General features: G+C 57.9%; 15 protein-coding genes and 2 pseudogenes. 16 read left to right on the top strand and 1 reads right to left on the bottom strand.

The genetic code is table 11. The features are described 5' to 3' along the window. The first annotated feature begins 28 nt into the window (after positions 1–28). The 7 genes and pseudogenes from ACP7A4_RS14570 (at position 29) to ACP7A4_RS14540 (ending at position 9,009) form a co-directional block, all read left to right on the top strand. Positions 29–1,297: a malic enzyme-like NAD(P)-binding protein gene (locus ACP7A4_RS14570; RefSeq protein ID WP_048364553.1), complete on the top strand. Its 1,269-nt coding sequence runs from the start codon at positions 29–31 to the stop codon at positions 1,295–1,297. Positions 1,298–1,504: 207 nt separating this feature from the next. After that, positions 1,505–3,577, top strand: a pseudogene (tssI, locus tag ACP7A4_RS14565) (type VI secretion system tip protein TssI/VgrG). Further along, positions 3,574–4,428: a DUF4123 domain-containing protein gene (locus ACP7A4_RS14560; protein WP_426247576.1), complete on the top strand. Its 855-nt coding sequence runs from the start codon at positions 3,574–3,576 to the stop codon at positions 4,426–4,428. The pseudogene tssI and the gene ACP7A4_RS14560 overlap by 4 nt, the downstream one beginning before the upstream one ends. Next, positions 4,425–5,207, top strand: a complete 783-nt coding sequence (locus ACP7A4_RS14555) for a hypothetical protein (protein ID WP_426247574.1) — start codon at positions 4,425–4,427, stop codon at positions 5,205–5,207. The genes ACP7A4_RS14560 and ACP7A4_RS14555 overlap by 4 nt, the downstream gene beginning before the upstream one ends. Next, positions 5,208–6,002, top strand: coding sequence for a hypothetical protein (locus ACP7A4_RS14550; RefSeq protein WP_426247572.1), 795 nt, complete (start codon positions 5,208–5,210; stop codon positions 6,000–6,002). Beyond that, positions 6,003–6,797, top strand: a complete 795-nt coding sequence (locus ACP7A4_RS14545; RefSeq protein ID WP_426247570.1) for a hypothetical protein — start codon at positions 6,003–6,005, stop codon at positions 6,795–6,797. It abuts the gene before it with no gap. Positions 6,798–7,044: 247 nt separating this feature from the next. Further along, the gene (locus ACP7A4_RS14540; RefSeq protein ID WP_338101705.1) at positions 7,045–9,009 is read left to right on the top strand and encodes a lipase family protein; all 1,965 of its coding nucleotides are present in this window, start codon (positions 7,045–7,047) and stop codon (positions 9,007–9,009) included. A 38-nt stretch (positions 9,010–9,047) separates the two neighbouring features. Here ACP7A4_RS14540 and ACP7A4_RS14535 read toward each other — a convergent pair whose 3' ends face one another. Then, complete coding sequence (locus tag ACP7A4_RS14535) at positions 9,048–11,471, bottom strand: penicillin-binding protein 1A (protein WP_426247738.1); 2,424 nt, start codon at positions 11,469–11,471, stop codon at positions 9,048–9,050. Positions 11,472–11,676: 205 nt separating this feature from the next. Between ACP7A4_RS14535 and pilM the strand changes: the two genes are divergently transcribed. The 9 genes and pseudogenes from pilM to gltB all read left to right on the top strand — a co-directional run bounded on the left by pilM (position 11,677) and on the right by gltB (position 23,623). Then, the gene (gene pilM, locus ACP7A4_RS14530) at positions 11,677–12,360 is read left to right on the top strand and encodes a type IV pilus biogenesis protein PilM (protein ID WP_426247568.1); all 684 of its coding nucleotides are present in this window, start codon (positions 11,677–11,679) and stop codon (positions 12,358–12,360) included. Continuing rightward, complete coding sequence (locus ACP7A4_RS14525; protein ID WP_059761760.1) at positions 12,360–12,926, top strand: PilN domain-containing protein; 567 nt, start codon at positions 12,360–12,362, stop codon at positions 12,924–12,926. Before pilM ends, ACP7A4_RS14525 begins: the two co-directional genes overlap by 1 nt. Beyond that, a complete protein-coding gene (locus tag ACP7A4_RS14520; protein WP_426247566.1) occupies positions 12,926–13,546 on the top strand; it encodes a type 4a pilus biogenesis protein PilO in 621 nt (206 codons plus the stop codon). The genes ACP7A4_RS14525 and ACP7A4_RS14520 overlap by 1 nt, the downstream gene beginning before the upstream one ends. Continuing rightward, complete coding sequence (locus ACP7A4_RS14515) at positions 13,543–14,070, top strand: pilus assembly protein PilP (protein WP_426247564.1); 528 nt, start codon at positions 13,543–13,545, stop codon at positions 14,068–14,070. Before ACP7A4_RS14520 ends, ACP7A4_RS14515 begins: the two co-directional genes overlap by 4 nt. 153 nt (positions 14,071–14,223) lie before the next feature. Continuing rightward, positions 14,224–15,468, top strand: a pseudogene (locus ACP7A4_RS14510) (type IV pilus secretin PilQ); the annotation flags it as partial. Between the two features lie 4 nt (positions 15,469–15,472). Continuing rightward, positions 15,473–15,991 carry a shikimate kinase AroK gene (aroK, locus tag ACP7A4_RS14505; protein WP_048364758.1) on the top strand — a complete coding sequence of 173 codons (519 nt, stop codon included), beginning with the start codon at positions 15,473–15,475 and terminating at the stop codon, positions 15,989–15,991. A 149-nt stretch (positions 15,992–16,140) separates the two neighbouring features. After that, complete coding sequence (gene aroB, locus ACP7A4_RS14500; protein ID WP_059761764.1) at positions 16,141–17,241, top strand: 3-dehydroquinate synthase; 1,101 nt, start codon at positions 16,141–16,143, stop codon at positions 17,239–17,241. Between the two features lie 10 nt (positions 17,242–17,251). After that, positions 17,252–18,841, top strand: coding sequence for an AAA family ATPase (locus ACP7A4_RS14495; RefSeq protein WP_059761765.1), 1,590 nt, complete (start codon positions 17,252–17,254; stop codon positions 18,839–18,841). 333 nt (positions 18,842–19,174) lie between these two features. Then, on the top strand, positions 19,175–23,623 hold the full coding sequence (gltB, locus tag ACP7A4_RS14490) for a glutamate synthase large subunit (RefSeq protein WP_059761766.1): 4,449 nt from the start codon (positions 19,175–19,177) through the stop codon (positions 23,621–23,623). Positions 23,624–23,656 lie beyond the last annotated feature (33 nt).

Raw genomic sequence — 23,656 nt, 5'->3', positions numbered from 1 at the left:
TCCAACAGCAAAAAAGCGGAATGCCCCTATGTCTGATTTGAAAACCGCCGCTCTCGAATATCATGCCCAGCCACGTCCAGGGAAACTGAGTGTCGAGCTCACCAAACCTACCGCTACTGCCCGCGATCTCGCGCTGGCCTACAGCCCGGGTGTAGCCGAACCAGTGCGTGAAATCGCCCGCGATCCTGAACTGGCCTACAAGTACACCGGCAAGGGCAACCTGGTCGCAGTGATTTCTGACGGCACCGCCATTCTGGGCCTGGGTAACCTTGGCCCATTGGCTTCCAAGCCTGTAATGGAAGGCAAAGGCGTACTGTTCAAGCGCTTTGCCGGTATCGACGTATTCGATATCGAAGTTGATTCCGAGAGCCCACAGGCTTTCATCGACACCGTTAAACGCATTTCCATCACCTTCGGCGGCATCAACCTCGAAGACATCAAAGCCCCTGAGTGCTTTGAGATCGAACGTGCTCTGATCGAGCAGTGCGATATTCCGGTATTCCACGATGACCAGCACGGCACCGCGATTGTGACGGCGGCCGGCATGATCAATGCCCTGGAAATCGCAGGCAAAACCCTGTCTGATGCCAAAATCGTCTGCCTGGGCGCTGGCGCTGCGGCCATCTCCTGCATGAAGTTGCTGGTGAGCATGGGCGCGACCCTCGAAAACATTTTCATGGTTGACCGTACCGGTGTGATCCACTCCGGCCGCGACGACCTGAACCAGTACAAAGCAGTGTTTGCTCACGCGACTGAAAAACGCACCCTGGCAGATGCCTTGGACGGCGCAGACGTGTTTGTCGGCCTGTCGGGTCCAAACTTGCTGAGCGCTGAAAACCTGCTGCGTATGGCGCCGAACCCGATCGTGTTCGCGTGCTCGAACCCCGATCCGGAAATCGCGCCAGAGCTGGCACACGCCACGCGTAACGACGTGATCATGGCCACTGGCCGTTCGGACTACCCGAACCAGGTCAACAACGTGCTGGGCTTCCCGTTCATCTTCCGCGGTGCTTTGGACGTTCGCGCCAAGCGCATCAACGAAGAGATGAAAATCGCAGCGGCCAACGCCTTGCGTGAACTGGCCAAACTGCCAGTACCACAAGAGGTTTGTGACGCCTACGGCGGTATCAAGCTGGAATTTGGTCGTGAGTACATCATTCCCAAACCAATGGATGCCCGCCTGATCACCGTGATCTCCGATGCTGTGGCCAAAGCTGCCATCGAGACCGGCGTTGCGACCCTGCCGTACCCGAAAAACTACCCGCTCAAAAGCGTGGATGACGTGTTCAACGGCTAAGACGCGATAGCGTTTTACCTAAGCCCCGGCTCGTGAGAGCCGGGGCTTTTTTATGCTCAGTGAATTAACGCGTAGTCATTTATCGGCATCTTATAAAAAATTAGGAAAGCACCTACACGTGACGCCTAGGGCTATCCGTTAGCGTTCATCTCTTAATGAGGGCGGCTTCTGGTTGAAGCGAGCCTCAGCTTTTAAGAGGGACCACGGATGTCCACGCTCACTCGCCACGCCCGCTTTAGCCTGACGGTGCCTGCCTGCCAACACGCGTTGCACGTATTGGCGTTCAAAGGTCACGAGGCCATCAGTGAACCTTATGCCTTCAACGTTGAACTCGTCAGTGATCGCACCTCGCTGGACCTCAAGGCGCTGCTGCACCAAAGCGCGTATCTGGCGTTTAACCAACGCCACGGTATCCACGGGCAGATCCAGCGCATTGCTCAAACACGCGCCGATACACGGCTGGCTCACTATCAACTGACGCTGGTGCCGAGCCTGGCGTATCTGGCCTTGCGTACCCAGCATCGAATCTTTCAGCACCAGAGCGTGCAGCAGATCATCGAGCAGGTGCTCAAAGAACACGGCATTTTCAGCGACGCTTACACTTTCGTCGCGTTCTCGACTTACGCGCCGCGTGAATATTGCGTTCAGTACGGCGAGTCCGACCTGGCGTTTATTCAACGCCTGTGTTTTGAAGAGGGCTTTCATTACCACTTCAAGCATACGCCAGAGCACCACCATGTGGTGTTCGGGGACAAACAGCAGGCGTTTAGCCCCATTGAACAGCCGACGCCTTACGTCACCGACTAAGGGCTGGTGGCCACTGAGCCTTCGGTTAATCGCTTTTCGCTACAACGCCAGGCCTGCACCAATCAAACGTTCACCCGTGACTACGACTTCGACACCGCCAGTCGAACGCTGGAAGCGGACAGCCGCACGGCCCAGCCCGATACCGAGCGGGTGCTGGAGCACTACAGCTACCCCGGCCGGTTCAATACTGCCCAGCAGGGCGAGCGCTACAACCAGCGAAACCTTGAGCGCCATCAGGCTGAAGCCTCTTTGGTGACGGGCAGCAGCGATCAGCCCGCCTGGCTCAGCGGCCACTTTTTTACTCTGAGCCAGCATCCCGCTGCCGCCTGCAACGTGCAGTGGCTGCTGACGCACCTTCAGCACGAAGGCAAACAGCCGCAGGTCCTTGAGCAATACGCGGCCCACTCCACGCTTGAACACGAGCTGGATTTCACTGAGGGCTACCGCAACGTGTTTCGGGCAACGCCTGAGGAGGGTACGTACCGGGCGCAAAAGATATACGGCAAACCCCGCATCTTTGGCAGCCAGACGGCTCGCGTGACCGGGCCTGCGGGCGAAGAAATCCACTGCGATCAATACGGCCGGGTGCGGGTTAAATTCCATTGGGACCGCAGCGAGGCCAACGATGACAGCAGCAGTTGCTGGGTGCGGGTGGCGTCGAATTGGGCGGGTGCACAGTACGGTGCGGTGACCATCCCGCGGGTGGGCATGGAAGTGCTGATTGAGTACGAAAATGGCGACCCGGACTGCCCGATCATTTGCGGTTGCCTGGCCAATAGCACGCATCCCGTTGCGCTGACGCTGCCCGCCGATAAAACCCAGAGCGTATTTCGTAGCCGCAGTACACCCGGCGGCGCGGGTTACAACGAACTGCGCATCGAAGACCGCAAAGGCCAGGAACTGATTTACCTGCACGCCGAGCGCGACATGCACCACATCATCAAGCACGACAGCCGCGTGCACATTGAGGGTCAGCGTGAAGCGCACATCAGCGGCACCAGCCGCTGCGTGTTTCAGAGCGAAGAACAGCACACCGTCGGGGCCGACCGCAAAGTACAGCTCAAGGCTGACGACCATCTGCACGTCGCGGCCAGTATCCAGACCTGCGCCGGGCAAGACCTGCTGGTGCAAGCCGGACAACAGGTTCACATCAAGGCCGGTGGGCACATGGTGCTGGACGGCGGGCAGAGCCTCACGCTCACGGCGGGCGGGCAGCACCTGGTGATCAATGCGGCAGGTATTTTCAGCAGCACCGCGCTTGAACTCGGAGGTGTGCCGCAGGCTGTGCTCGCGGCTGCGCCCTTGCTGCCGGGGCAAGTCGCCTCCATGCAACCAGCGCTTGCGCAGTTGCCAGCCATGTCGCCCGCGCTGTCGCTGATCATCGACGACAGCCGCCAGTTGGGTGCCTGCCAATGCCCCATTTGCGAGGCTTGTAAACAAGCGCCGGGTTCACCACAAGGAAGCCTGTCATGAGCACGAGCGTGCCGGGCCAGTGGCTAGAGGAGCAACGGCGACTGGGCAACGAACTGTGTGTGACCCTGGACTCGCAGAGCGCACTGCCCGCCCTCCAAAGGCTGCTAAAGGGGCGGGCGCACGACCGGTACAGCAACGTCTACGCCCAAACCGTCGTCGCCGAACTTGCCGCCGCCAGTCCCTTTTTGATCCTGCTCGACCCCGCCGACACGAAGTCTGTACGAGCGTTGTGCAGCGCACCGCAACGTGACTGGGGTTGGCTCGCCAGTTTGCCACCGGGCGCGTTACCGGCGTGGACAGCGCATTGGCGTGAACGGTGTGTGTCTGGTACGCGACCTCACCTTGCCCTGTACCGGTTCCACGACAACCGCGTACTCACGCGAGCCTTGGCCTGGCTGCCTGAAGACACGCACCCTGCCTACCTCGGCCCGGCCATCAGCGTGTGCTACTGGGCGGGTGACACCTGGGCCACCCCTCACAACCCGGCACCGGGCACCTACCCCGTGCCGCAAGACCCCGCGTGGCTGCACGCGCCCTTGCAGCCACCACAGATTGCAGCCATCCGGGAAACCAACGCCCGCCGATACTTGCTGGATCACCACTTGCCCGCGTACCAGCGCTTGGCAGCGCAACAATGCCCTGCGGCATGGGCCCATGAACGCTGGCTACAGGCCGACAAATGGGGGTGGAGCGGCGCCAAACAATTCGAAACCCTGCTGGCCCTGAGCCTGGGATTTCCCCCCGGCGAACTGCCGTCAGACTTACACCCGCAACCCCATGAAGACCCCGTGGCCCATTTTGAACGCGTGAGCCTGACCGCCAAGTACTGGGCGGGCGAGGGCGAGTTATGAAACGCGTACTAGTTTATGGGTTGCTGGTGTTTATCGCGTGCTGTACAGCGGTGGGGATTGGCTATGCCCGCAAGCAAAATACCTTCATGTTTACCGTGGATATGCCGCCGGGGTTTAAATATAAAGCGGCGGTGTATTACGTTCCTGCGCCGGGCGAGACCTGTACGGTCGCCACAAAAGATAACTTGGCGCCGACATTTAACTATCGATGGTGGCAAGATTATACGCCCGATTTCAAAGTGCCTATTTATCGCACTCGTAAAGGCTGCCCTTTGGTGGTGAAGAATATACGACTGGATATTTATGCTACTTATGGGAAGTTGTGGGCCGATTTTAGCTCGAGTGGCGCGCAGGTTGTTTTCAAAAAAGAACTGCCTGATGAAATACATCGAGAGTTTTTTGATGCTTCAGGTGTCAGTACCTTCACGGGTGAATGTGAATGGTGGTTTCGTACGTCGGGGAAGACCCGGGTGCTTAGAAAATTACTTAATTGCAAAGATTTAAATCAGGGTCGGCCGTCTTCGCGAGGCGTACCTATTGCGGCATATACATTTGATCAGCTTGCGAATAAGACAATTAAAATGAAGGTGGTCATGGCTAAAGAAGAGGCGCCTTATTATGAGGGTAAGTGGGTGAGATTTCCCCTGGGGTGGAAAAGATGTCTGGGGGAAGGTTTCGAAGATCAGCATGCTTTTTGTAATGGTAATGAAACGGATTTTAGTTCTTTCATTATGTCGGATGGCACGCCGTGCACTATTTATCCCGGTTGTACTGAGTAGATGACTATGGTGATGAAGCGAAGTGTGGTTTGTGTTGTTCTAATAATACTTGGGTGTGGGATTGCTGTCGGTATTTGGTATGCCCGACAGCAAAATACATTCATGTTTACCGTGGATATGCCGCCGGGGTTTAAATATAAAGCGGCGGTGTATTACGTTCCGGCGCCGGGCGAGACCTGTACGGTCGCCACAAAAGATAACTTGGCACCCACGTTTAATTATTGGTGGCGTGAAAATTATAAGGCGGACTCGGAGATTGAGATTTACCGTGTTCGTAAAGGCTGCCCTCTGGTAGTGAATAATATCCAGCTTGAAATATTTGCGACCTATGGAAAGTCTCGTGCGGATTTTAGTTCAAGTGGGGCTCAGGTAGTTTTGAAAGAAAAGTTGCCTGACGAAATACATCGCGAGTTTTTTGATGCGTCAGGTGTCAGTACATTCGCGGGTGAATGTGAATGGTGGTTTCGGACGATGGGTAAAACACGGGTACTCAGAAAGTTACTTAATTGCAGGGACTTGAATTATGGGCGCCCTTCTTCACGAGGTGGGCCTATAGCTTTATATACATTTGGCCAACTTGCGAACAAGACCATCAAAATGAAGGTGGTCATGGCTAAAGAAGAGATGCCTTATTATAAGAGGGCTTGGGTTAAATTTGAAAATGGATGGAAGCGCTGTATGGGAGAGGGCTTTGAAGATCAACATGCCTTTTGTGACGGTAATGAAAAAGATTTCAGTCATTTCATTGTGTCGGACGGCACGCCGTGCACTATTTATCCCGGTTGTACTGAGTAGATGGCTATGGTGATGAGGCGAAGTGTGGTTTATGTGATTCTGATAATACTTGGGTGTGGAATTGCTGCCAGTATTTGGTATGCCCGCAAGCAAAATACCTTCATGTTTACCGTGGATATGCCGCCGGGGTTTAAATATAAAGTAGCGGTGTATTACGTTCCGGCGCCGGGCGAGACTTGTACGGTCGCCACAAAAGATAACTTGGCGCCCACGTTTAACTATCGATGGTGGCAAGACTATAAACCCGATTTCAAAGTGCCTATTTATCGCACCCGTAATGGCTGCCCTTTGGTGGTGAAGAATATACGGCTGGATATTTATGGCATGTATGGAAAATCGTGGGATGATTTTGGAAGGTCAGGTGCGCAGGTTGTATTCAAAAAAGAACTGTCCGATGAAATACATCGAGAGTTTTTTGATGCTTCAGGTGTCAGCACCTTCACGGGTGAATGTGAATGGTGGTTTCGTACGTCGGGGAAGACCCGGGTGCTTAGAAAATTACTTAATTGCAAAGATTTAAATCAGGGTCGGCCGTCTTCGCGAGGCGTACCTATTGCGGCATATACATTTGATCAGCTTGCGAATAAGACCATCAAAATGAAGGTAGTCATGGCTAAAGAAGAGACGCCTTATTATAAGAGGGCTTGGGTTAAATTTGAAGATGGATGGAAGCGCTGTATGGGGGAAGGCTTCGAAGATCAACATGCTTTTTGTGACGGCAATGAAAAAGACTTCAGTCATTTCATTATGTCGGATGGAACGCCCTGCACTATTTACCCAGGCTGTACTGAATAAGGAGTTTTTCACATTGCCTCTTTTAAATGACATGAAGCTGGTTGGGCAAGAATCAGTCACGTTTACATGCCCTGTAGGAGGTAAGCGATCAACTTTCAGTTTGGTAGATGAATTTGGTTGTGGTGAGCGTTATGCAGGGCTGGCTTATGAATGTGTTGATGCAGAAGGTATTAAGTACCAAGGCGTTTTAAATTCAGTAGGCGTAGGTATTGTTGATGATCATTTTTCCGGTCCTTTAGCACTTGCGATGTCGGTTTTGTATGATGGCGTCGAAAAGTTATATGCGAAGTTGGTGGATCGTCAGAATTACCCCCTAAAAATAACCGAACTCCAAGTTCGCGCCGAGCAAACGCGTTTTATCAACCAAGACGCCAGCCGCCCTCAGAGCAACCCCTATAAAAAAGATGGGGACACCGATTTCTGCCAGATAGAAGTTCGTCACCTGGTGGACCATGTTTCGCATCTACCGCCAGAAGTCGAGTCGCACTACCCTCCCTGCATAGGCGCCAAACGGTTGATGGGCAAGCACGGCCAGCGAGGGGTGTGTATCTCGGGCAGTCGGCATACGGTGTTGCAAGTGCGGCCACTGCGCGCTTTGCGGCCTTTATTGTCCACCGCGCCCAAATTCTGCGCGCTGAACCTCTATCAACTGGCGTTGATGGCCACGCTGAGTTATTGCCCCTTCGGTCAGCGACCGGACAAACACCCCATTTCTGAACCGAGTGTGAGCTTCGCCCATACCCCCAGTTCGGGTAACTGGTTCGGGGATGCACTGGCCACTTTCGAGGAAGTATGGCGTGTGGATGCCGCTCAAACGCATGCGTATTACCCGCTGTATGAAGACGTGGCTTACTCCCGGCGTTTCGAGATTGTTCCGTTCGACCCTGCCTTGTACCCGTCAAATGACCCTGCACTTGGAGAAGATCAGGAAAGCCCCGCCAAAGTGCATTTTCTGGATGATCGCGATCAGATAGTGAGTACCGATACTCAAGCGTTCGCGACCCACAGCGACGAAATCATCCTGATAGCCGTGCGCGGTACCAGCGAAATCGGCCCGGACGGTTCGCGTGATATCGATGCGTTCCAGGTGCCTTTCGATGAAGGCGTGGGTGCTGTACATCGTGGGTTTTACGAAGCAGCGAAGGTGGCAGCAAAATTTGTTACTGAATATCTAGAAAGATTCTACTCCGGCCAAACCCTCCTGATCTGTGGCCACAGCCTGGGGGGTGCGATTGCCTTGATCCTTGCCGAAACCCTGCGTCGCCGACCTGAAGGCTACAACATCGTTCTCTACACTTACGGCGCGCCCCGTGCGGGGGATGAGGTGTTTATCGCTGGCGCCAAGCCGTTGGTGCATCACCGCATGGTCAATCACAACGACCCGGTGCCCAGTGTGCCAATGACGTGGATGAAGATTAAACCCTCAGACTATGAGCCGCGGTCCGGCCTGTTGTTTGGTGGGGTGCCCAGGTTTATTGGCGCGTATGTCACCAGCATCATCAATTGGGACGGTGAGCCTTTTGGCCATCACGGCGAGTTGCAGCACTTTATGCCGGTGGACTTGGGCAAAGGCGAGAGGTCGCACATTTTGTGGGCGCCGGCCTGCGAAACCCTGGCTCAGCACGCGGCCTGCTCTCTGGCGCTTGGGGTGTATGAAGGGCTGCCCCGGCGGGCCGGGATGGTGGAGCAGATGCTGAGCGCGGCGGATCACTCCATGACCCACGGGTATGTGCCGTGCAGTTGGGCGACGTTAAAACGCTGGCAGGAGGCCTTGGACCTGAACCGCGCGCGCATTACCGATCTGGAGCTGGAGTGGGTCGAAACCTTGCTGGAGCGGGTCAAGCAGCAAGTGATTCAGCGCAGCAGGGAGTTGCGCAGTTCGGCGGACCCTTATCGGCGCACCACGCAATATGCGATCAGTTCGCTGCAATTGGAGGCCAAAAAGATCGAAGAGACCCTGATGCGCTTACTGCACTTGAAGCATCAAGCGCTCGAAGCGGACGAAGTGTATGGCCATCACGCTGCCCAGCCTGAGGCGCTGGCCGTGAATATCGAGCGCTGGCTGGCCCACGCTGAAAATAAGCGCAAAGAGCAATTGGCGATGGCGCCGCCTGGGCTGTCGATGCGGGAGTTAACGGCCTCGATCACCGGCTTCAGGGAGCATGTAATCGGTGCGCCGTTTGATATTGATGACCTTCTGAAAGGGGCCTAACGACACGCTGCCCATGCATGGCAGCGTGTCGTCGGGGATTAGAACAGGTCGATCGGGGCGCCTTCATCCGCCGGCAACGGGCTGCCCGGTGCGACGCCATTGCCCAACTCGCTGTTGGACGGCGGCGTGTCTTCACTTTTGAACAACTCAAAGTACGCGCCCGGTGTGCCCGGCGAGGCGACGCGACCGCTGATCGGGTCGATTCGCAGGCTGAGGATGCCTTCGGGTTCTGCCTGAGTATGCGCGGGCTTGCCCTTGAGCGCGCCGCCCATGTAGTTGATCCAGATCGGTAGCGCCACCGTACCGCCATATTCGCGACGACCCAGGCTTTCAGGCTGGTCGAAACCGGTCCAGACCGTGGTCACGTAATCGGCGTTATAGCCCGAGAACCACGCATCCTTGGATTCGTTGGTGGTACCGGTTTTGCCCGCCAGATCGGTGCGGCCCAAGGCCAGTGCGCGGCGACCGGTGCCCAGCTTGATCACGTCCTGCAACATGCTGGTCAGGATGTAGGCGGTGCGCCCGTCAATAATGCGCTCGGCGACCGCCTGGGTTTCAACGGTCGGCAGGCCCGGTGCGGCATTGATCGTGTCGATGGTCAGCGCTTCGGCCTGCGGCGGTACGTCTTTGCTGTCGGTTTTCGGCACGCTTGGCGGGTTGGCCACGAACAGCGTTTCGCCGTTGCGGCTTTCAATTTTGTCGATCAGATACGGCGTGATTTTGTAACCGCCGTTGGCAAACGTACTCCAGCCGGTGGCGATCTCCATCGGCGTTAACGTCGCGGTACCCAGTGCCAGCGACAGGTTGCGCGGCAGGTCCTGTTTGTTGAAGCCAAAACGGCTGATGTAGTCGACCGTCTTGTCGACGCCCAGGCTTTGCAGCAGGCGAATCGATACCAGGTTGCGCGACTTGTACAGCGCTTCGCGCACGCGGATCGGGCCGAGGAAGGTGTTGTTGTCGTTTTTCGGGCGCCAGACTTTGTCCTGGTACTCGTCGACAAACACGATCGGTGCATCGTTCACCAGCGTGGCGGCGGTGTAGCCGTTATCCAGCGCCGCGCTGTAAACGAAGGGTTTGAAACTTGAACCCGGTTGGCGCTTGGCCTGCATCGCACGGTTGTAATTGCTTTGCTCGAACGCGAAGCCACCCACCAGTGCGCGAATGGCGCCGTTGTTCGGGTCCAGAGACACCAGTGCGCCTTGCACAGTGGGCACCTGGCTGAACTTGAGGCTGGCGTCGGCTTGCGGCTGCACACGAATCAAATCGCCTACTTGCGCCACATCCGAAGGCTGCTTGGGCGTCGGGCCCATGCTGTTGGTATTCAGAAAGCGCCGCGCCCATTTCATGCTGTCCCACGCCACACGGCCTTCACCGGTGCGGGTCAGCACTTGCAGGCCGTCTTTGTCGACCTCGGTCACGATCGCAGGCTCAAGGCCGCTGATTGCACGTTGTTTGGCCAGCTCTTGGGTCCACGCGGCCAGGGTCTTGCCAGGGAAGCGCGATTCTGGCCCGCGATAACCGTGGCGTTGATCGTAGGTGATCAGCCCTTCTTCGACGGACTTGTTCGCCAGCTCCTGAAGATCGCTCGGCACGGTGGTGGTGACACGGTAGCCCTCGGTGTAGGCCTCACTGCCATAACGGCCGACCATTTCGGCGCGGGCCATTTCAGCGATGTAAGGCGCGTTCACCTCGGGGGTTGGCACGTGATAGCTGGCGTTTACCGGCTCGGCAATGGCGGCCTGGTAGCTGGCCTGATCGATTTTTCCCAGCTTGTACATGCGGCCCAGAATCCAGTCGCGGCGCTCTTTGCTGCGCACCGGGTTGGCCAGCGGGTTGAAGCGCGACGGGGCTTTTGGCAGGCCGGCGATCATTGCCATCTGCGCCAGGCTCAAGTCCCGGATCGATTTGCCGTAATAGACCTGTGCGGCTGACTCGATGCCATAGGCGCGGTTGCCCAGGTAAATCTTGTTCACGTACAGCTCAAGGATTTCGTCCTTGGTCAGTTCGCGCTCGATTTGCAGGGCCAGCAGAATTTCGTTGGTTTTGCGCGAAAAGCTCCGCTCACTGGAGAGGAAATAGTTCTTCGCCACCTGCATGGTGATCGTGCTGCCGCCCGATTGTATGTGTCCGCTTTTTACCAACTGGGTGGCGGCGCGCATCAGGCTGCTGGGGTCGACCCCGTAATGATTGGCGAAGTTGTCATCTTCTGCCGACAGCAGCGCATTAATGAAATTGGGCGGAATGTCGGCGAACTTGATCGGTGAGCGGCGCATTTCGCCAAACTCTGCGATCAATTTGCCGTCGCTGGTGTAGACCCGCAAAGGAATCTGCAACTGGATGCTTCTCAACGACTCTACAGACGGCAAGCCAGGACTAAGATAGAGAAACGCACCGCTCAACCCGAGCACGAGCCCGCAGATCACAGCAACGAATGACCACCCGAAAAACTTCAGCAGACGAATCAAGGCTTTTGAATTTCCAGATTAAGAAATGGGTTGCACGTCAGGGCAGTGCGCAGGAGCGCCGGGTCGACAATGCGGAAAAAAACGCCCGGCATTATAAGCATTTTTCGAGCATGAGCGTCATGGGCCTCATGTCGGAACGGGATATGAACGGATCTCATTTTTAACCCTCCGTAAGTCACGGATTGCATTAGGGAAAACAGCAGTGCCCGGATTTTTCACGACAAAGCCCCAGCGGTATGTGGGCATCGAAGTCGGTGCGCAGTCGATCAATATGGTCGAACTGAGCCGCTCGCGCAGTGGCATTCAGCTTGAAGCCTATGCCATAGAACCTCTGCCAGCCATGCCTGTGCACGATCTGACCGGCATCCCGGCAAAAAGTGTCGCACAGGCGTTACTAAAGGCACTCGGCGCCGCTGGGGTGCAGGCGCGGGATGCCGTGATGTCGATGCCCGATACACAGGTCATCAGTAAAGTCATTCGAGTGGAGGCGGGCCTGAGCACCAGCGATCTAGAGCTGCATGTGCGGCTGGAGGCCGAGCAATACGTCCCGTACAGCCTCGACGAAGCGGCACTGGATTTCGACGTGTTGGGGGTATCAGACGTAGACCCTCAACAACTGGATGTTTTGCTGGTCGTGTGCCGGCAAGAGACCCTCGATTGGCATCAAGCTGTGTTGTTGGGCGCAGGCTTGAACCCGCGTGTCATTGAGGTTCAAAGCCATGCCTTGGCCCGCGGGCTTGAAGGGTTAAGTCGTTTGGCCGGCTATGAGGTGAGCGAACCTTTAGCGGGCATCAAGCGTAACCCCCGACTCGCGCCCGACGCTGTGTTCTGCGATGCTGCGCAGCTATTAACAGCCTGTGGTCTGGCCTTGAGGGGGTTCGATTAATGGCAGGAATCAATTTACTGCCCTGGCGCGAGTGGCTGCGCGAAAAACGTCGCAAACGCTATGTGATGGTGTTGGTTGCACTGTTGGCCGTTGCGGCCGCAGGGCTGTATGCGCTGGATCATTTCGTTGACCGGGCGGTAGAGCGCCAGCTGGCGCGCAATGATCTGATCCGCAGCGCGATGGTGCAGCTCGATGGTCGGGCGCAACAAATTGATCAGTTGAAAGTGCGGCGCGAGCAATTGCTCGAACGCATGCAAACCATCGAGACCCTGCAAGGTAATCGGTCCGGCAGCAGCATTGTGCTCGATCAGTTGGCGCGCAGTTTGCCCGGCGGGGTGTATTTCACCGACGTGAAAATGGCCGAGCGCACAATCGCGATAACGGGCGTAGCGCAGTCCAACGCGCTGGTTGCAGAGCTGATGCGTAACCTGGATGCCTCGCACTGGCTCGAAGCGCCAGCACTGATAGAAGTGAAGGCGGGCATCGAAAAAGATGGCAGCCATACCCGACTGTTTCAGATGACCGTGCACCAGTCGCAAAACGCCCATGATGGCAGTCAGTTTTGATGGGTACGCAATGGCTGGAGAGCCTGCGTACTTTTGACGTGCAAACGTTAAGTTTCAAGCAGGCAGGCGCCTGGACAACAGGGCGTCAAGCAGCGACGGCGGTGCTAGTGATGGCCGCAGTCCTGGCGCTGGGGTACATGCTTTTAGTGCAGCCCGGGTTGGCACACCTTCAGCAGCAGCGCAGTGTTGAACCGCAATTGAAAGCGCAATGGGAGGCCAGAGTGCGGGAGGTTGCGACGCTTGAGCGCTATCGCCAACACCTGCAATCGCTGCAAACCACCTTCGACGATGTGCACAGCCAGCTCCCCAGCCAGGCTCAAGTGCCTGGCCTGCTGGAAGAAGTGTCACGGATCAGCCTCAGCCGTGGCCTGGTCATCGAGCACATGCAATGGCTGCCCCAAACCCTGCAACCTTTTTACACCGAACTCCCCTTGCAACTGCTGCTGGTGGGTGGTTATCACGATCTGGGGCTTTTCCTCAGTGACATCGCCACTTTGCCGCGTATCGTCACGCTCCACGACTTCACCCTCACGGCCGCCACGGATGGCGCCAACGGCCCGTTGCGCATGACGTTGCTGGCTAAAACCTATCGCGCCAATGATCAAGGATTGATCCCATGAGTGTGCATGCCCACGGCCTTGTCGCGGCGGCGCTGGTCAGTTTGATGGGGTGTGACAGCCCGCAAGGCACCGCGCAGTTAGCGCGCGACCTGCACACTGCCCACGCGCACGTTGTCAGTGTGATTGACCCCCTGCCTGAGCGGGTGCAACGCCAGCCGTTTGTCTACGAGGCCACCTTATTGCGCAGCCCTTTTCACGGGTTGTACGAAGATGACGGCAGCCGTTGGCAAGCCAGCCTGGTGGACTACCCACAGCATGAGGCGCGCAGCAGAAGCTTGTTGGAAGGCACCGAGCTGGCGCAATTCGAACTGGTGGGCACGTTGTCCAATCAGCAGCAGGCCAACGCCTTGCTGCGCGCCAAGGGCGTCGTTCACCGTGTGCAGCCAGGTGATTACCTTGGCCGCAACAATGGACAGATTGCCGCCATTACCCCGCAACACGTTGACGTGTTTGAAGTGATTTCCGATGGTCGGGGCGGATGGCTTGAGCGAACCCTGACGATCTCTCTGAAACAGCAGTCTTAACGGAAATACACCATGAAAAGGATTTTCCCGGTCTGTGGACTGGCGCTATGGAGTGCGCTGAATTCACAGGCAGTGCTGGCCAACGTGCCCGCGATGTTGCCTGACCACGCCTCACCGTGGCTCGAATCGCCTGTGCCGAGCACGCCCCCGGTTTACTCAAGGGACGTGCTGTCCCTCAACTTTCAAGACATCGAAGTGCGCACGGTGCTGCAAGTACTGGCCGATTTCACCCGGCTCAACGTGGTGGTCAGCGATACGGTGCAAGGCAATGTCACGCTCAGCCTGCAAGACGTACCGTGGGATCAGGCACTGGAAGTGGTGCTCAAAAGCAAAGGGTTGGATAAGCGCGTGCAGGGCAATGTGTTATTGATTGCGCCCAAGGACGAAATCGCGAGCTACGCGCATCAGGACCTGGCTGAGCGCAACCCGCTGGCCGATCTGGCGCCTTTACGGCGTGAGTTGGTGCAGGTCAATCACGCCAGGGCGGCGGATATTGCGGCGCTCTTTCAGTCAGTGATCAGTGGGCAAACAGGCGAGCCAGGGCGCGGTTCGATCACAGTGGATGAGCGCACCAACCACATCATCGCGTTTCAGTCACCCGAGCGGCTGGACGAGTTGCGGCGCATCGTGGCTCAACTGGATGTGCCGGTGCGTCAGGTCATGATCGAGGCGCGAATTGTGGAGGCCGGTGTCGATTTCGAAAAAAGCCTGGGGGTGCGTTGGGGCGGGGCATTACGCCAGGCCAGCCAGTGGACGGCGAGCGGCATCGCCAAACCGGTTGTGCAGGGGGCAGGGGAGGTGAGTGCGCCGTTTGTGGACATGGGCATTGCAGGCCATACCTCGGGGTTGGGCATCGCATTCATCACCAACAATGTGTTGCTGGACCTTGAACTCAGCGCCATGGAAAAAACCGGGAATGGCGAGATTATTTCTCAGCCTAAGGTCGTCACGGCAGACAAGGAAACCGCCCGCATCTTGAAGGGCACTGAAATCCCTTATCAGGAGTCCACCTCCAGCGGTGCAACCTCGGTGTCGTTCAAAGAGGCGTCCCTGTCGCTGGAAGTGACCCCGCAGATCACTGCTGATAACAGCGTCATCATGCAAGTCGTCGTCACCAAAGATGAGCCTGACTACCTGAACATGGTCAACAATGTGCCCCCCATCAAGAAAAACGAAGTGCAGGCCAAGGTGCTGGTCAAAGATGGTGAAACCATCGTGATTGGAGGCGTGTTCTCAAATACGCAAAGCAATGTGGTAGATAAAGTGCCATTTTTAGGCGATCTACCGTATGTTGGCCGACTTTTCCGCCGGGACCTGGTCCTCGAAAAAAAATCCGAGCTGCTGGTGTTCTTGACTCCGCGTATCATGAACAACCAGGCGATTGCTGCGAGTCATTGATTCTGTGCGAAATTTGATTCTTGTTGGGCCAATGGGCGCCGGTAAAAGCACCATTGGACGTTTGCTGGCAAAGGAGCTGCGGCTGCCGTTCAAAGATTCCGACAAGGAAATCGAACTGCGCACCGGCACCAATATCCCGTGGATCTTCGATAAAGAAGGCGAGGCGGGTTTTCGTGATCGCGAAACCGCCATGATTGAGTGCCTGTGCAAGGAAGATGGCATTGTGCTTGCGACCGGCGGTGGCGCCGTCATGCGCCCCGAGAACCGTGCATTGCTGTATGCCGGTGGCCGTGTGGTGTATTTGCATGCCTCGATTGAGCAGCAGGTCGCGCGCACCTCGCGTGACCGTAATCGGCCGCTGCTGCGCAATGCCAACCCCGAGAAAATCCTTCGCGATTTGCTGGCGATCCGTGATCCGCTTTATCGCGAAATCGCCGATGTAGTGGTCGAAACCGATGAGCGGCCACCGCGAATGGTGGTTTTGGACATTCTGGAGCGTCTGGCTCAGCTTCCTCCCCGTTAAAGCTTGTCACAAAATGCGCTATCCTCGGCGCCGGCCTTGCCCGTTCAGCGGTATGGCCAAAGGCTACTGGGCTGCGTCATTACCCGGCGCGGCCAACACTTGATAATTGCGAGACAGGGCGCCCGTCGTCCTTTTCAATGCGGGGATTCATGCAGACACTGAAGGTTGATCTAGGCGAGCGCAGCTACCCGATTCATATTGGCGAAGGCCTGTTGGATCAGCCGCAGTTGCTGGCCCCACACATCGCCGGTCGCCAAGTGGCGATTGTGACCAACGAAACCGTAGCGCCTCTCTATCTTGAGCGTCTGACCCGCAGCCTGGCGGCGTATTCGGTACTGCCGATTATCCTGCCCGACGGCGAATCGTTTAAAAACTGGGAAACCCTGCAACTGATTTTTAATGGCCTGCTCACCGCACGCCATGACCGTCGCACCACGGTGATCGCCTTGGGCGGCGGCGTGATTGGTGACATGGCCGGCTTTGCAGCGGCGTGCTATCAGCGCGGCGTTGATTTCATTCAGGTGCCCACCACGTTGTTGTCTCAAGTGGACTCATCGGTAGGCGGCAAAACCGGCATCAACCATCCGCTGGGCAAAAACATGGTCGGTGCGTTCTATCAGCCCAACCTGGTGCTGATCGACACCACCAGCCTGAACACGCTCCCGGCCCGCGAATTGTCCGCAGGGCTGGCGGAGGTCATCAAGTACGGCCTGATCTGCGACGAACCGTTTTTGACCTGGCTTGAAGACCACGTCGACGCGCTGCGCGCGCTCGATCAGGTGGCCCTGACGACCGCCATTCAGCGCTCGTGCGCGGCCAAGGCTGAAGTGGTGGGCGCGGATGAGCGCGAGGCAGGCGTGCGCGCCACCCTCAACCTGGGCCACACCTTTGGCCATGCCATCGAAACCCATATGGGCTACGGCGTGTGGTTGCACGGTGAAGCCGTGGCGGCAGGCACCGTGATGGCGCTGGAAATGTCCGCACGTTTGGGCTGGATCACCCACGCCGAACGTGACCGCGGTATTCGCTTGTTTGAACGTGCGGGTTTGCCAGTGGTGCCACCGGCCGAAATGACCCCGGCCGATTTCATGGAACACATGGCAATTGATAAAAAAGTGATCGACGGCCGCTTGCGCCTGGTGCTGTTGCGCCGGATGGGCGAAGCCACAGTGACCGACGATTATCCACAAGAGGTTCTACAGGCCACGCTGGGTGCGGATTACCGCGCGCTGGCTCAGCTCAAAGGTTAATAAGATCCCGATGACTAGTTTGCATGCCGACGAGGCGTTTCTCGGTCACTTCCAGCTCAACCACGACCCTTTTGCCCCCCGGGTGCCTGGGTTCAAGTTTTTCCCGGCCCAGCGCAAACCGGTGTTGGGTCAACTGCATCACCTTGCCCGCTACAGCCAGTTGCTGCTGGTCGTTACCGGCCCTGAGGGCAGCGGCAAAACGTTGCTGCGTCAGGCGTTGGTCGCCAGTACCAACAAACAGTCGGTGCAAAGTGTAGTGGTGTCGGCCCGTGGCGCCGGTGATGCGGCAGGCGTGTTGCGCCAGATTGCGCAAACCCTCAACGTAGCCCATGCCGATGTCGGCTCGATTCTGGCGCAAGTGGTGCAATTGGCCCTCACCGGCCAAGAAGTCTACTTGCTGATCGACGATGCCGAGCAGCTCGATGACTCTGCACTGGAAGCCCTGCTGGCGCTGGCAGGCGGCACGCCCGAAGGCCGTCCGCATGTGTTCCTGTTTGGCGAGCCGTCGATGATTGCCGGGCTTGAGCAGCTGAGCGCGGACGAAGAACGCTTTCACGTCATCGAATTGCAGCCTTACACCGAAGAAGAAACCCGCGAATATCTGGCGCAGCGCCTTGAAGGCGCGGGCGCCGGAATCGAACTCTTAAGCGCGCAACAGATCTCAGAGATACACGAAAGCTCCGATGGCTGGCCTGGCAACATCAATCAGGTCGCCCGCGATGCAATGATCGAAGCCATGATTGCCAGCCGCACAGCGGTCAAGCGTCCAAGTATGGGGTTCAACATGCCGAAAAAACACGTATTGGCCATTGGTGCCGTAGTGGTAGTGGCCGTCGCCGCCGCCATTCTGATTCCGGGTCGCGGCAAAACACCGACGGCGCCCACTGCCGAGCAAGCCCAATTGCCATTGGGCCAGGCCACACCTAACGGCGCTAACCCGTCGGTTGACTTCGCCGGCTCTTCGCAGCCTATGCCGCTGCCGCTGGTGGGTCAGTCGCAGCCAGTGATGCGTGGTCCTTTGGCGGAAGCAGCAGGCGGAATTTCTGAAGGCGATGACGGCGGCGTGCCTGCGGTCGAAGGTGGTGCCAATGTGCCTCCGACCGTGACCACCACTGCACCGCCTGTGGGTGTGCCAGCAGGCCCTGAGCCCGTGCCAACGCCTGCTCCTGCGCCACGTCCGGCCCCCGCGCCGGTTGTCGCCGCCAAGCCGACGCCAGCACCTGCTCCGGCAGCCAAGCCAGCACCTGCGCCAGCGGCCAAGCCTGCAGCCAAACCAGCCGAAAAACCGGTGACTCTGGCCAAAGCAGCACCGGGTGGTAGCTGGTACAGCAGCCAGCCAGCGGGTAATTATGTTGTCCAGATCGTGGGCACCAGCTCCGAAGCGTCTGCGCAAAACGTCGTCAAAGAAGTAGGAGGCGACTCCCGTTACTTCAAAAAAATGCTCAACGGCAAACCGTTGTATGTCGTGACTTACGGCAATTTCTCAAGCCATGCCGCGGCCACCGCCGCTATCAAGAGCTTGCCAGCGAAGATTCAGGCTGGTAAACCTTGGCCTCGCACTGTCGCCAGCGTCCAACAAGAACTGGCAGCCGCTCGTTGATGCCCCGGCGACCTTACCCAGGTCGCCGTGCTTCACACCTAACATTCCTGCTTGCGCATGCGGCTTTTCAAGCCGTGTGCCTTGTGGTGTCTGCGCCTTGTGGCAGTCAACATCAAAAATGTTTTGACTAGCACAAGTAATCTCTTTAAACCTTTCATAAATGCGACACGAATGTACGGTTAATCGCCGCTTAATTTGTGGGTGTTTCTGGCGGTGTGTAGAATGACCACCCTTTTGCCCCTGCCAAGCTGGCGTACGTTCAGCGCGGGAAGCAAGTGGTTGAATTAAAAAGAAATTTGCCCCTTTTTGGGGCAGCCTGGTGAGAAAGTGTCTATGAAAGCAGGTCTGTACCACCCCGACGAATTCAAGGATAACTGTGGTTTCGGCCTGATTGCCCATATGCAGGGCGAACCCAGTCATACCCTTTTACAAACAGCCATTGAGGCACTGACCTGCATGACCCACCGCGGTGGGATCAACGCAGACGGCAAAACCGGCGACGGTTGTGGCCTGCTGATTCAAAAGCCTGATCTGTTCTTGCGTGCAGTCGCCAAAGAACAGTTCGGTGCCGATTTACCCAAGCAATACGCAGTCGGCATGGTGTTTTTCAACCAGGACCCGATCAAGGCCCAAGCGGCACGCGACAACATGAACCGCGAGATTCTCGCGGCCGGCCTGCATCTGGTGGGCTGGCGCAAAGTACCGATCGACACCCGCGTGCTGGGTCGTCTGGCGCTGGAGCGTTTGCCGCAGATCGAGCAAGTGTTCATCGCAGGCGATGGCTTGAGCGATCAGGACATGGCGATCAAGCTGTTCAGCGCTCGCCGTCGTTCGTCCGTGGCCAATGCCGCCGACACCGATCACTACATTTGCAGCTTTTCCCACAAGACCATCATTTATAAAGGCCTGATGATGCCGGCGGACCTCACCGCCTTCTATCCGGACCTGAGCGATGAGCGCCTGCAAACCGCAATCTGCGTGTTCCACCAGCGCTTCTCCACCAACACCCTGCCGAAATGGCCGCTGGCCCAGCCCTTTCGCTTTCTTGCCCACAACGGCGAAATCAACACCATCACTGGCAACCGCAACTGGGCGCTGGCCCGTCGCACCAAGTTCGCCAACGACCTGATCGGCGATTTGGACGAACTCGGCCCGCTGGTCAACCGTGTGGGTTCTGACTCCTCCAGCATGGACAACATGCTGGAGCTGATGGTCACTGGCGGCATCGACCTGTTCCGTGGCGTGCGCATGCTGATACCCCCTGCGTGGCAAAACGTTGAAACCATGGACCCCGACCTGCGGGCGTTCTATGAGTACAACTCCATGCACATGGAGCCGTGGGACGGCCCGGCGGGCGTGGTCATGACCGACGGTCGCTACGCTGTTTGCCTGCTCGACCGTAACGGCCTGCGCCCGGCGCGTTGGGTGACCACCACCAACGGCTACATCACCATCGCCTCGGAAATCGGCGTGTGGAACTACCAGCCAGAAGACGTGATCGCCAAAGGTCGCGTCGGCCCCGGCCAAATTCTGGCGGTAGACACCGAAACCGGTCAGGTGCTCGACACCGATTCCATCGACAACCGCTTGAAGTCGCGCCATCCGTACAAGCAATGGCTGCGCAAGAATGCCCTGCGCATTCAGGCCACCATTGATGACCATGACCACGGTTCGGCGTTTTACGACGTCGACCAGCTCAAGCAGTACATGAAGATGTATCAGGTCACGTTCGAGGAGCGCGACCAAGTGCTGCGCCCGCTCGGCGAGCAAGGCTACGAAGCCGTCGGCTCGATGGGCGACGACACGCCAATGGCGGTGTTGTCCCAGCGTGTGCGCACCCCGTATGACTACTTCCGCCAGCAGTTCGCGCAGGTCACCAACCCGCCCATCGACCCGTTGCGCGAAGCCATCGTCATGTCGCTGGAAATCTGCCTCGGTGCCGAGCGCAACATTTTCCAGGAATCCCCTGAGCACGCTTCGCGCGTGATCCTCAGCTCGCCGGTCATCTCGCCTGCCAAGTGGCGCTCGCTGATGAACCTCGACCTACCGGGTTTCGAGCGTCAGATCATCGACCTCAACTACGACGAGAGCCTTGGGCTGGAAGCCGCGGTGCGCAACATTGCGGACCAGGCCGAAGAAGCGGCCCGCGCGGGCCGTACCCAGATCGTGCTGAGCGACCGTCATATCGCGCCGGGCAAATTGCCGGTTCACGCGTCGCTGGCTGTGGGCGCGGTGCATCACCGCCTGACTGAAAAAGGCCTGCGTTGCGACAGCAACATCCTGGTCGAAACCGCCACTGCCCGTGACCCGCACCACTTTGCCGTGCTGATCGGGTTCGGCGCTTCGGCGGTGTACCCGTTCCTGGCCTACGAAGTGCTGGGTGACCTGATCCGCACCGGTGAAGTGCTGGGCGACCTCTACGAGGTGTTCAAGAACTACCGCAAAGGCATCACCAAGGGCCTGCTGAAAATTCTGTCGAAGATGGGCATTTCGACCATCGCCTCGTACCGTGGCGCGCAGTTGTTTGAAGCCATTGGCTTGTCTGAAGAAATCTGCGACATGAGCTTTCGCGGCGTACCAAGCCGTCTCAAGGGCGCCCGGTTTGTCGACCTTGAAGCCGAGCAGAAACTGCTGGCGGCCGAAGCCTGGAGCGCGCGCAAACCGATCCAGCAAGGCGGCCTGCTCAAATACGTGCACGGCGGCGAATACCACGCCTACAACCCGGACGTGGTCGCCACCCTGCAAGCGGCTGTGCAACAAGGCGACTACAACAAGTTCAAGGAATACACCGCTCTGGTCGACAAGCGCCCGGTGTCGATGATCCGCGACCTGTTGCAGGTCAAAACCCTCGACACGCCGTTGGCCATCGACCAGATCGAGCCGCTGGAATCGATCCTCAAGCGTTTCGACTCGGCCGGTATCTCGCTCGGAGCATTGTCGCCCGAGGCCCATGAAGCCCTGGCCGAAGCCATGAACCGCTTGGGCGCGCGCTCCAACTCCGGTGAAGGCGGCGAAGACCCGGCGCGCTACGGCACCATCAAAAGCTCAAAAATCAAGCAAGTGGCCACCGGCCGTTTCGGCGTAACCCCCGAATACCTGGTCAACGCTGAAGTGTTGCAAATCAAAGTCGCGCAAGGCGCCAAGCCGGGCGAGGGCGGGCAACTGCCGGGCGGCAAGGTCAACGGTCTGATTGCCAAATTGCGTTATGCCGTACCGGGCGTGACCCTGATTTCGCCACCGCCGCACCACGACATCTACTCGATTGAAGACTTGTCGCAGCTGATTTTTGACTTGAAACAGGTCAACCCCAAAGCGCTGGTTTCGGTGAAGCTGGTGGCAGAAGCGGGCGTGGGCACCATCGCCGCAGGCGTGGCCAAGGCCTATGCCGATCTCATCACCATCTCCGGCTATGACGGCGGCACCGGCGCTTCGCCGCTGACCTCCATCAAGTACGCAGGCGCACCGTGGGAGCTGGGTCTGGCTGAAACCCACCAGACCCTGCGCGGCAACGACCTGCGCGGCAAAGTGCGGGTGCAGACCGACGGCGGCCTGAAAACCGGCCTCGATGTGATCAAAGCGGCGATTCTGGGTGCCGAAAGCTTCGGCTTCGGTACGGCGCCGATGATCGCACTGGGCTGCAAATACCTGCGTATCTGCCACCTCAACAACTGCGCCACTGGCGTGGCCACGCAGAACGAATCACTGCGCAAAAACCACTACATCGGCACGGTCGACATGGTGGTCAACTTCTTCACCTACGTGGCCGAAGAAACCCGCGAGTGGCTGGCCCGGCTCGGCGTGCGCAGCCTCGAAGAACTGATCGGGCGCACCGACCTGCTGAACCTCCTGCCGGGCGAAACCGCCAAGCAGCAGCATCTGGACCTGACGCCGCTGTTGGGCAGCGACCATATCCCGGCGGACAAACCGCAGTTCTGCCAAGTGGAGCGCAACCCGCCGTTCGATAAAGGCCTGCTGGCCGAGCAAATGCTCGACATGGCACGTTCGGCCATCAACGACCTGAGCGGTGCCGAGTTCGACCTCGACATCTGCAACTGCGACCGTTCCATCGGTGCCCGCATCTCGGGTGAAATCGCCCGTGCCCACGGCAACCAGGGCATGGCCAAGGCGCCGGTCACATTCCGCTTCAAAGGCACTGCGGGTCAGAGCTTTGGTGTGTGGAACGCCGGTGGTTTGAACCTCTACCTGCAAGGCGATGCCAACGACTACGTAGGCAAAGGCATGACGGGCGGCAAGCTGGTGATCGTGCCGCCGACCGGCAGCGTGTACAAAACCCAGGACAGTGCGATTATCGGCAACACCTGCCTGTACGGCGCCACTGGCGGCAAACTGTTTGCGGCGGGCACCGCGGGCGAGCGCTTCGCCGTGCGCAACTCCGGTGCTCACACCGTGGTTGAAGGCACCGGCGATCACTGCTGCGAATACATGACGGGCGGCTTTGTCTGCGTGTTGGGCAAAACCGGTTACAACTTCGGCTCAGGCATGACTGGCGGTTTCGCCTACGTGCTGGATCAGGACAACACCTTCGTCGACCGCGTTAACCACGAACTGGTGGAAATCCAGCGCATCAGCGGCGAAGCGATGGAGGCGTACCGCAACCATCTGCAACACGTGCTGGACGAATACGTCGAGGAAACCAACAGCGAGTGGGGCCGTAATCTCTCGGAAAACCTCGATGATTACCTGCGTCGTTTCTGGATGGTCAAGCCCAAGGCTGCCAGCTTGAAATCGCTGCTTTCCAGCATCCGTGCCAACCCGCAGTGATATGCGCCTGAATAGTGTGATGAGGTTTTAACC

It is taken from the genome of Pseudomonas sp. TWR3-1-1, assembly GCF_049896545.1.
Lineage (GTDB): Bacteria > Pseudomonadota > Gammaproteobacteria > Pseudomonadales > Pseudomonadaceae > Aquipseudomonas > Aquipseudomonas weihenstephanensis.
Note: the sequence above shows the minus strand (reverse complement) of the source record. Positions and strands in the feature narration are given on the sequence as shown.

Bases quoted from the DNA above. Each gene is read 5' to 3' on its own strand.
- ACP7A4_RS14495 (WP_059761765.1), top strand. From the start codon at position 17,252: ATGACTAGTTTGCATGCCGACGAGGCGTTTCTCGGTCACTTCCAGCTC.
- ACP7A4_RS14560 (WP_426247576.1), top strand. From the start codon at position 3,574: ATGAGCACGAGCGTGCCGGGCCAGTGGCTAGAGGAGCAACGGCGACTG.
- aroB (WP_059761764.1), top strand. From the start codon at position 16,141: ATGCAGACACTGAAGGTTGATCTAGGCGAGCGCAGCTACCCGATTCAT.
- ACP7A4_RS14550 (WP_426247572.1), top strand. From the start codon at position 5,208: ATGACTATGGTGATGAAGCGAAGTGTGGTTTGTGTTGTTCTAATAATA.
- ACP7A4_RS14540 (WP_338101705.1), top strand. From the start codon at position 7,045: ATGTCGGTTTTGTATGATGGCGTCGAAAAGTTATATGCGAAGTTGGTG.
- ACP7A4_RS14515 (WP_426247564.1), top strand. From the start codon at position 13,543: ATGAGTGTGCATGCCCACGGCCTTGTCGCGGCGGCGCTGGTCAGTTTG.
- ACP7A4_RS14520 (WP_426247566.1), top strand. From the start codon at position 12,926: ATGGGTACGCAATGGCTGGAGAGCCTGCGTACTTTTGACGTGCAAACG.
- ACP7A4_RS14570 (WP_048364553.1), top strand. From the start codon at position 29: ATGTCTGATTTGAAAACCGCCGCTCTCGAATATCATGCCCAGCCACGT.
- gltB (WP_059761766.1), top strand. From the start codon at position 19,175: ATGAAAGCAGGTCTGTACCACCCCGACGAATTCAAGGATAACTGTGGT.
- ACP7A4_RS14555 (WP_426247574.1), top strand. From the start codon at position 4,425: ATGAAACGCGTACTAGTTTATGGGTTGCTGGTGTTTATCGCGTGCTGT.
- ACP7A4_RS14525 (WP_059761760.1), top strand. From the start codon at position 12,360: ATGGCAGGAATCAATTTACTGCCCTGGCGCGAGTGGCTGCGCGAAAAA.
- ACP7A4_RS14545 (WP_426247570.1), top strand. From the start codon at position 6,003: ATGGCTATGGTGATGAGGCGAAGTGTGGTTTATGTGATTCTGATAATA.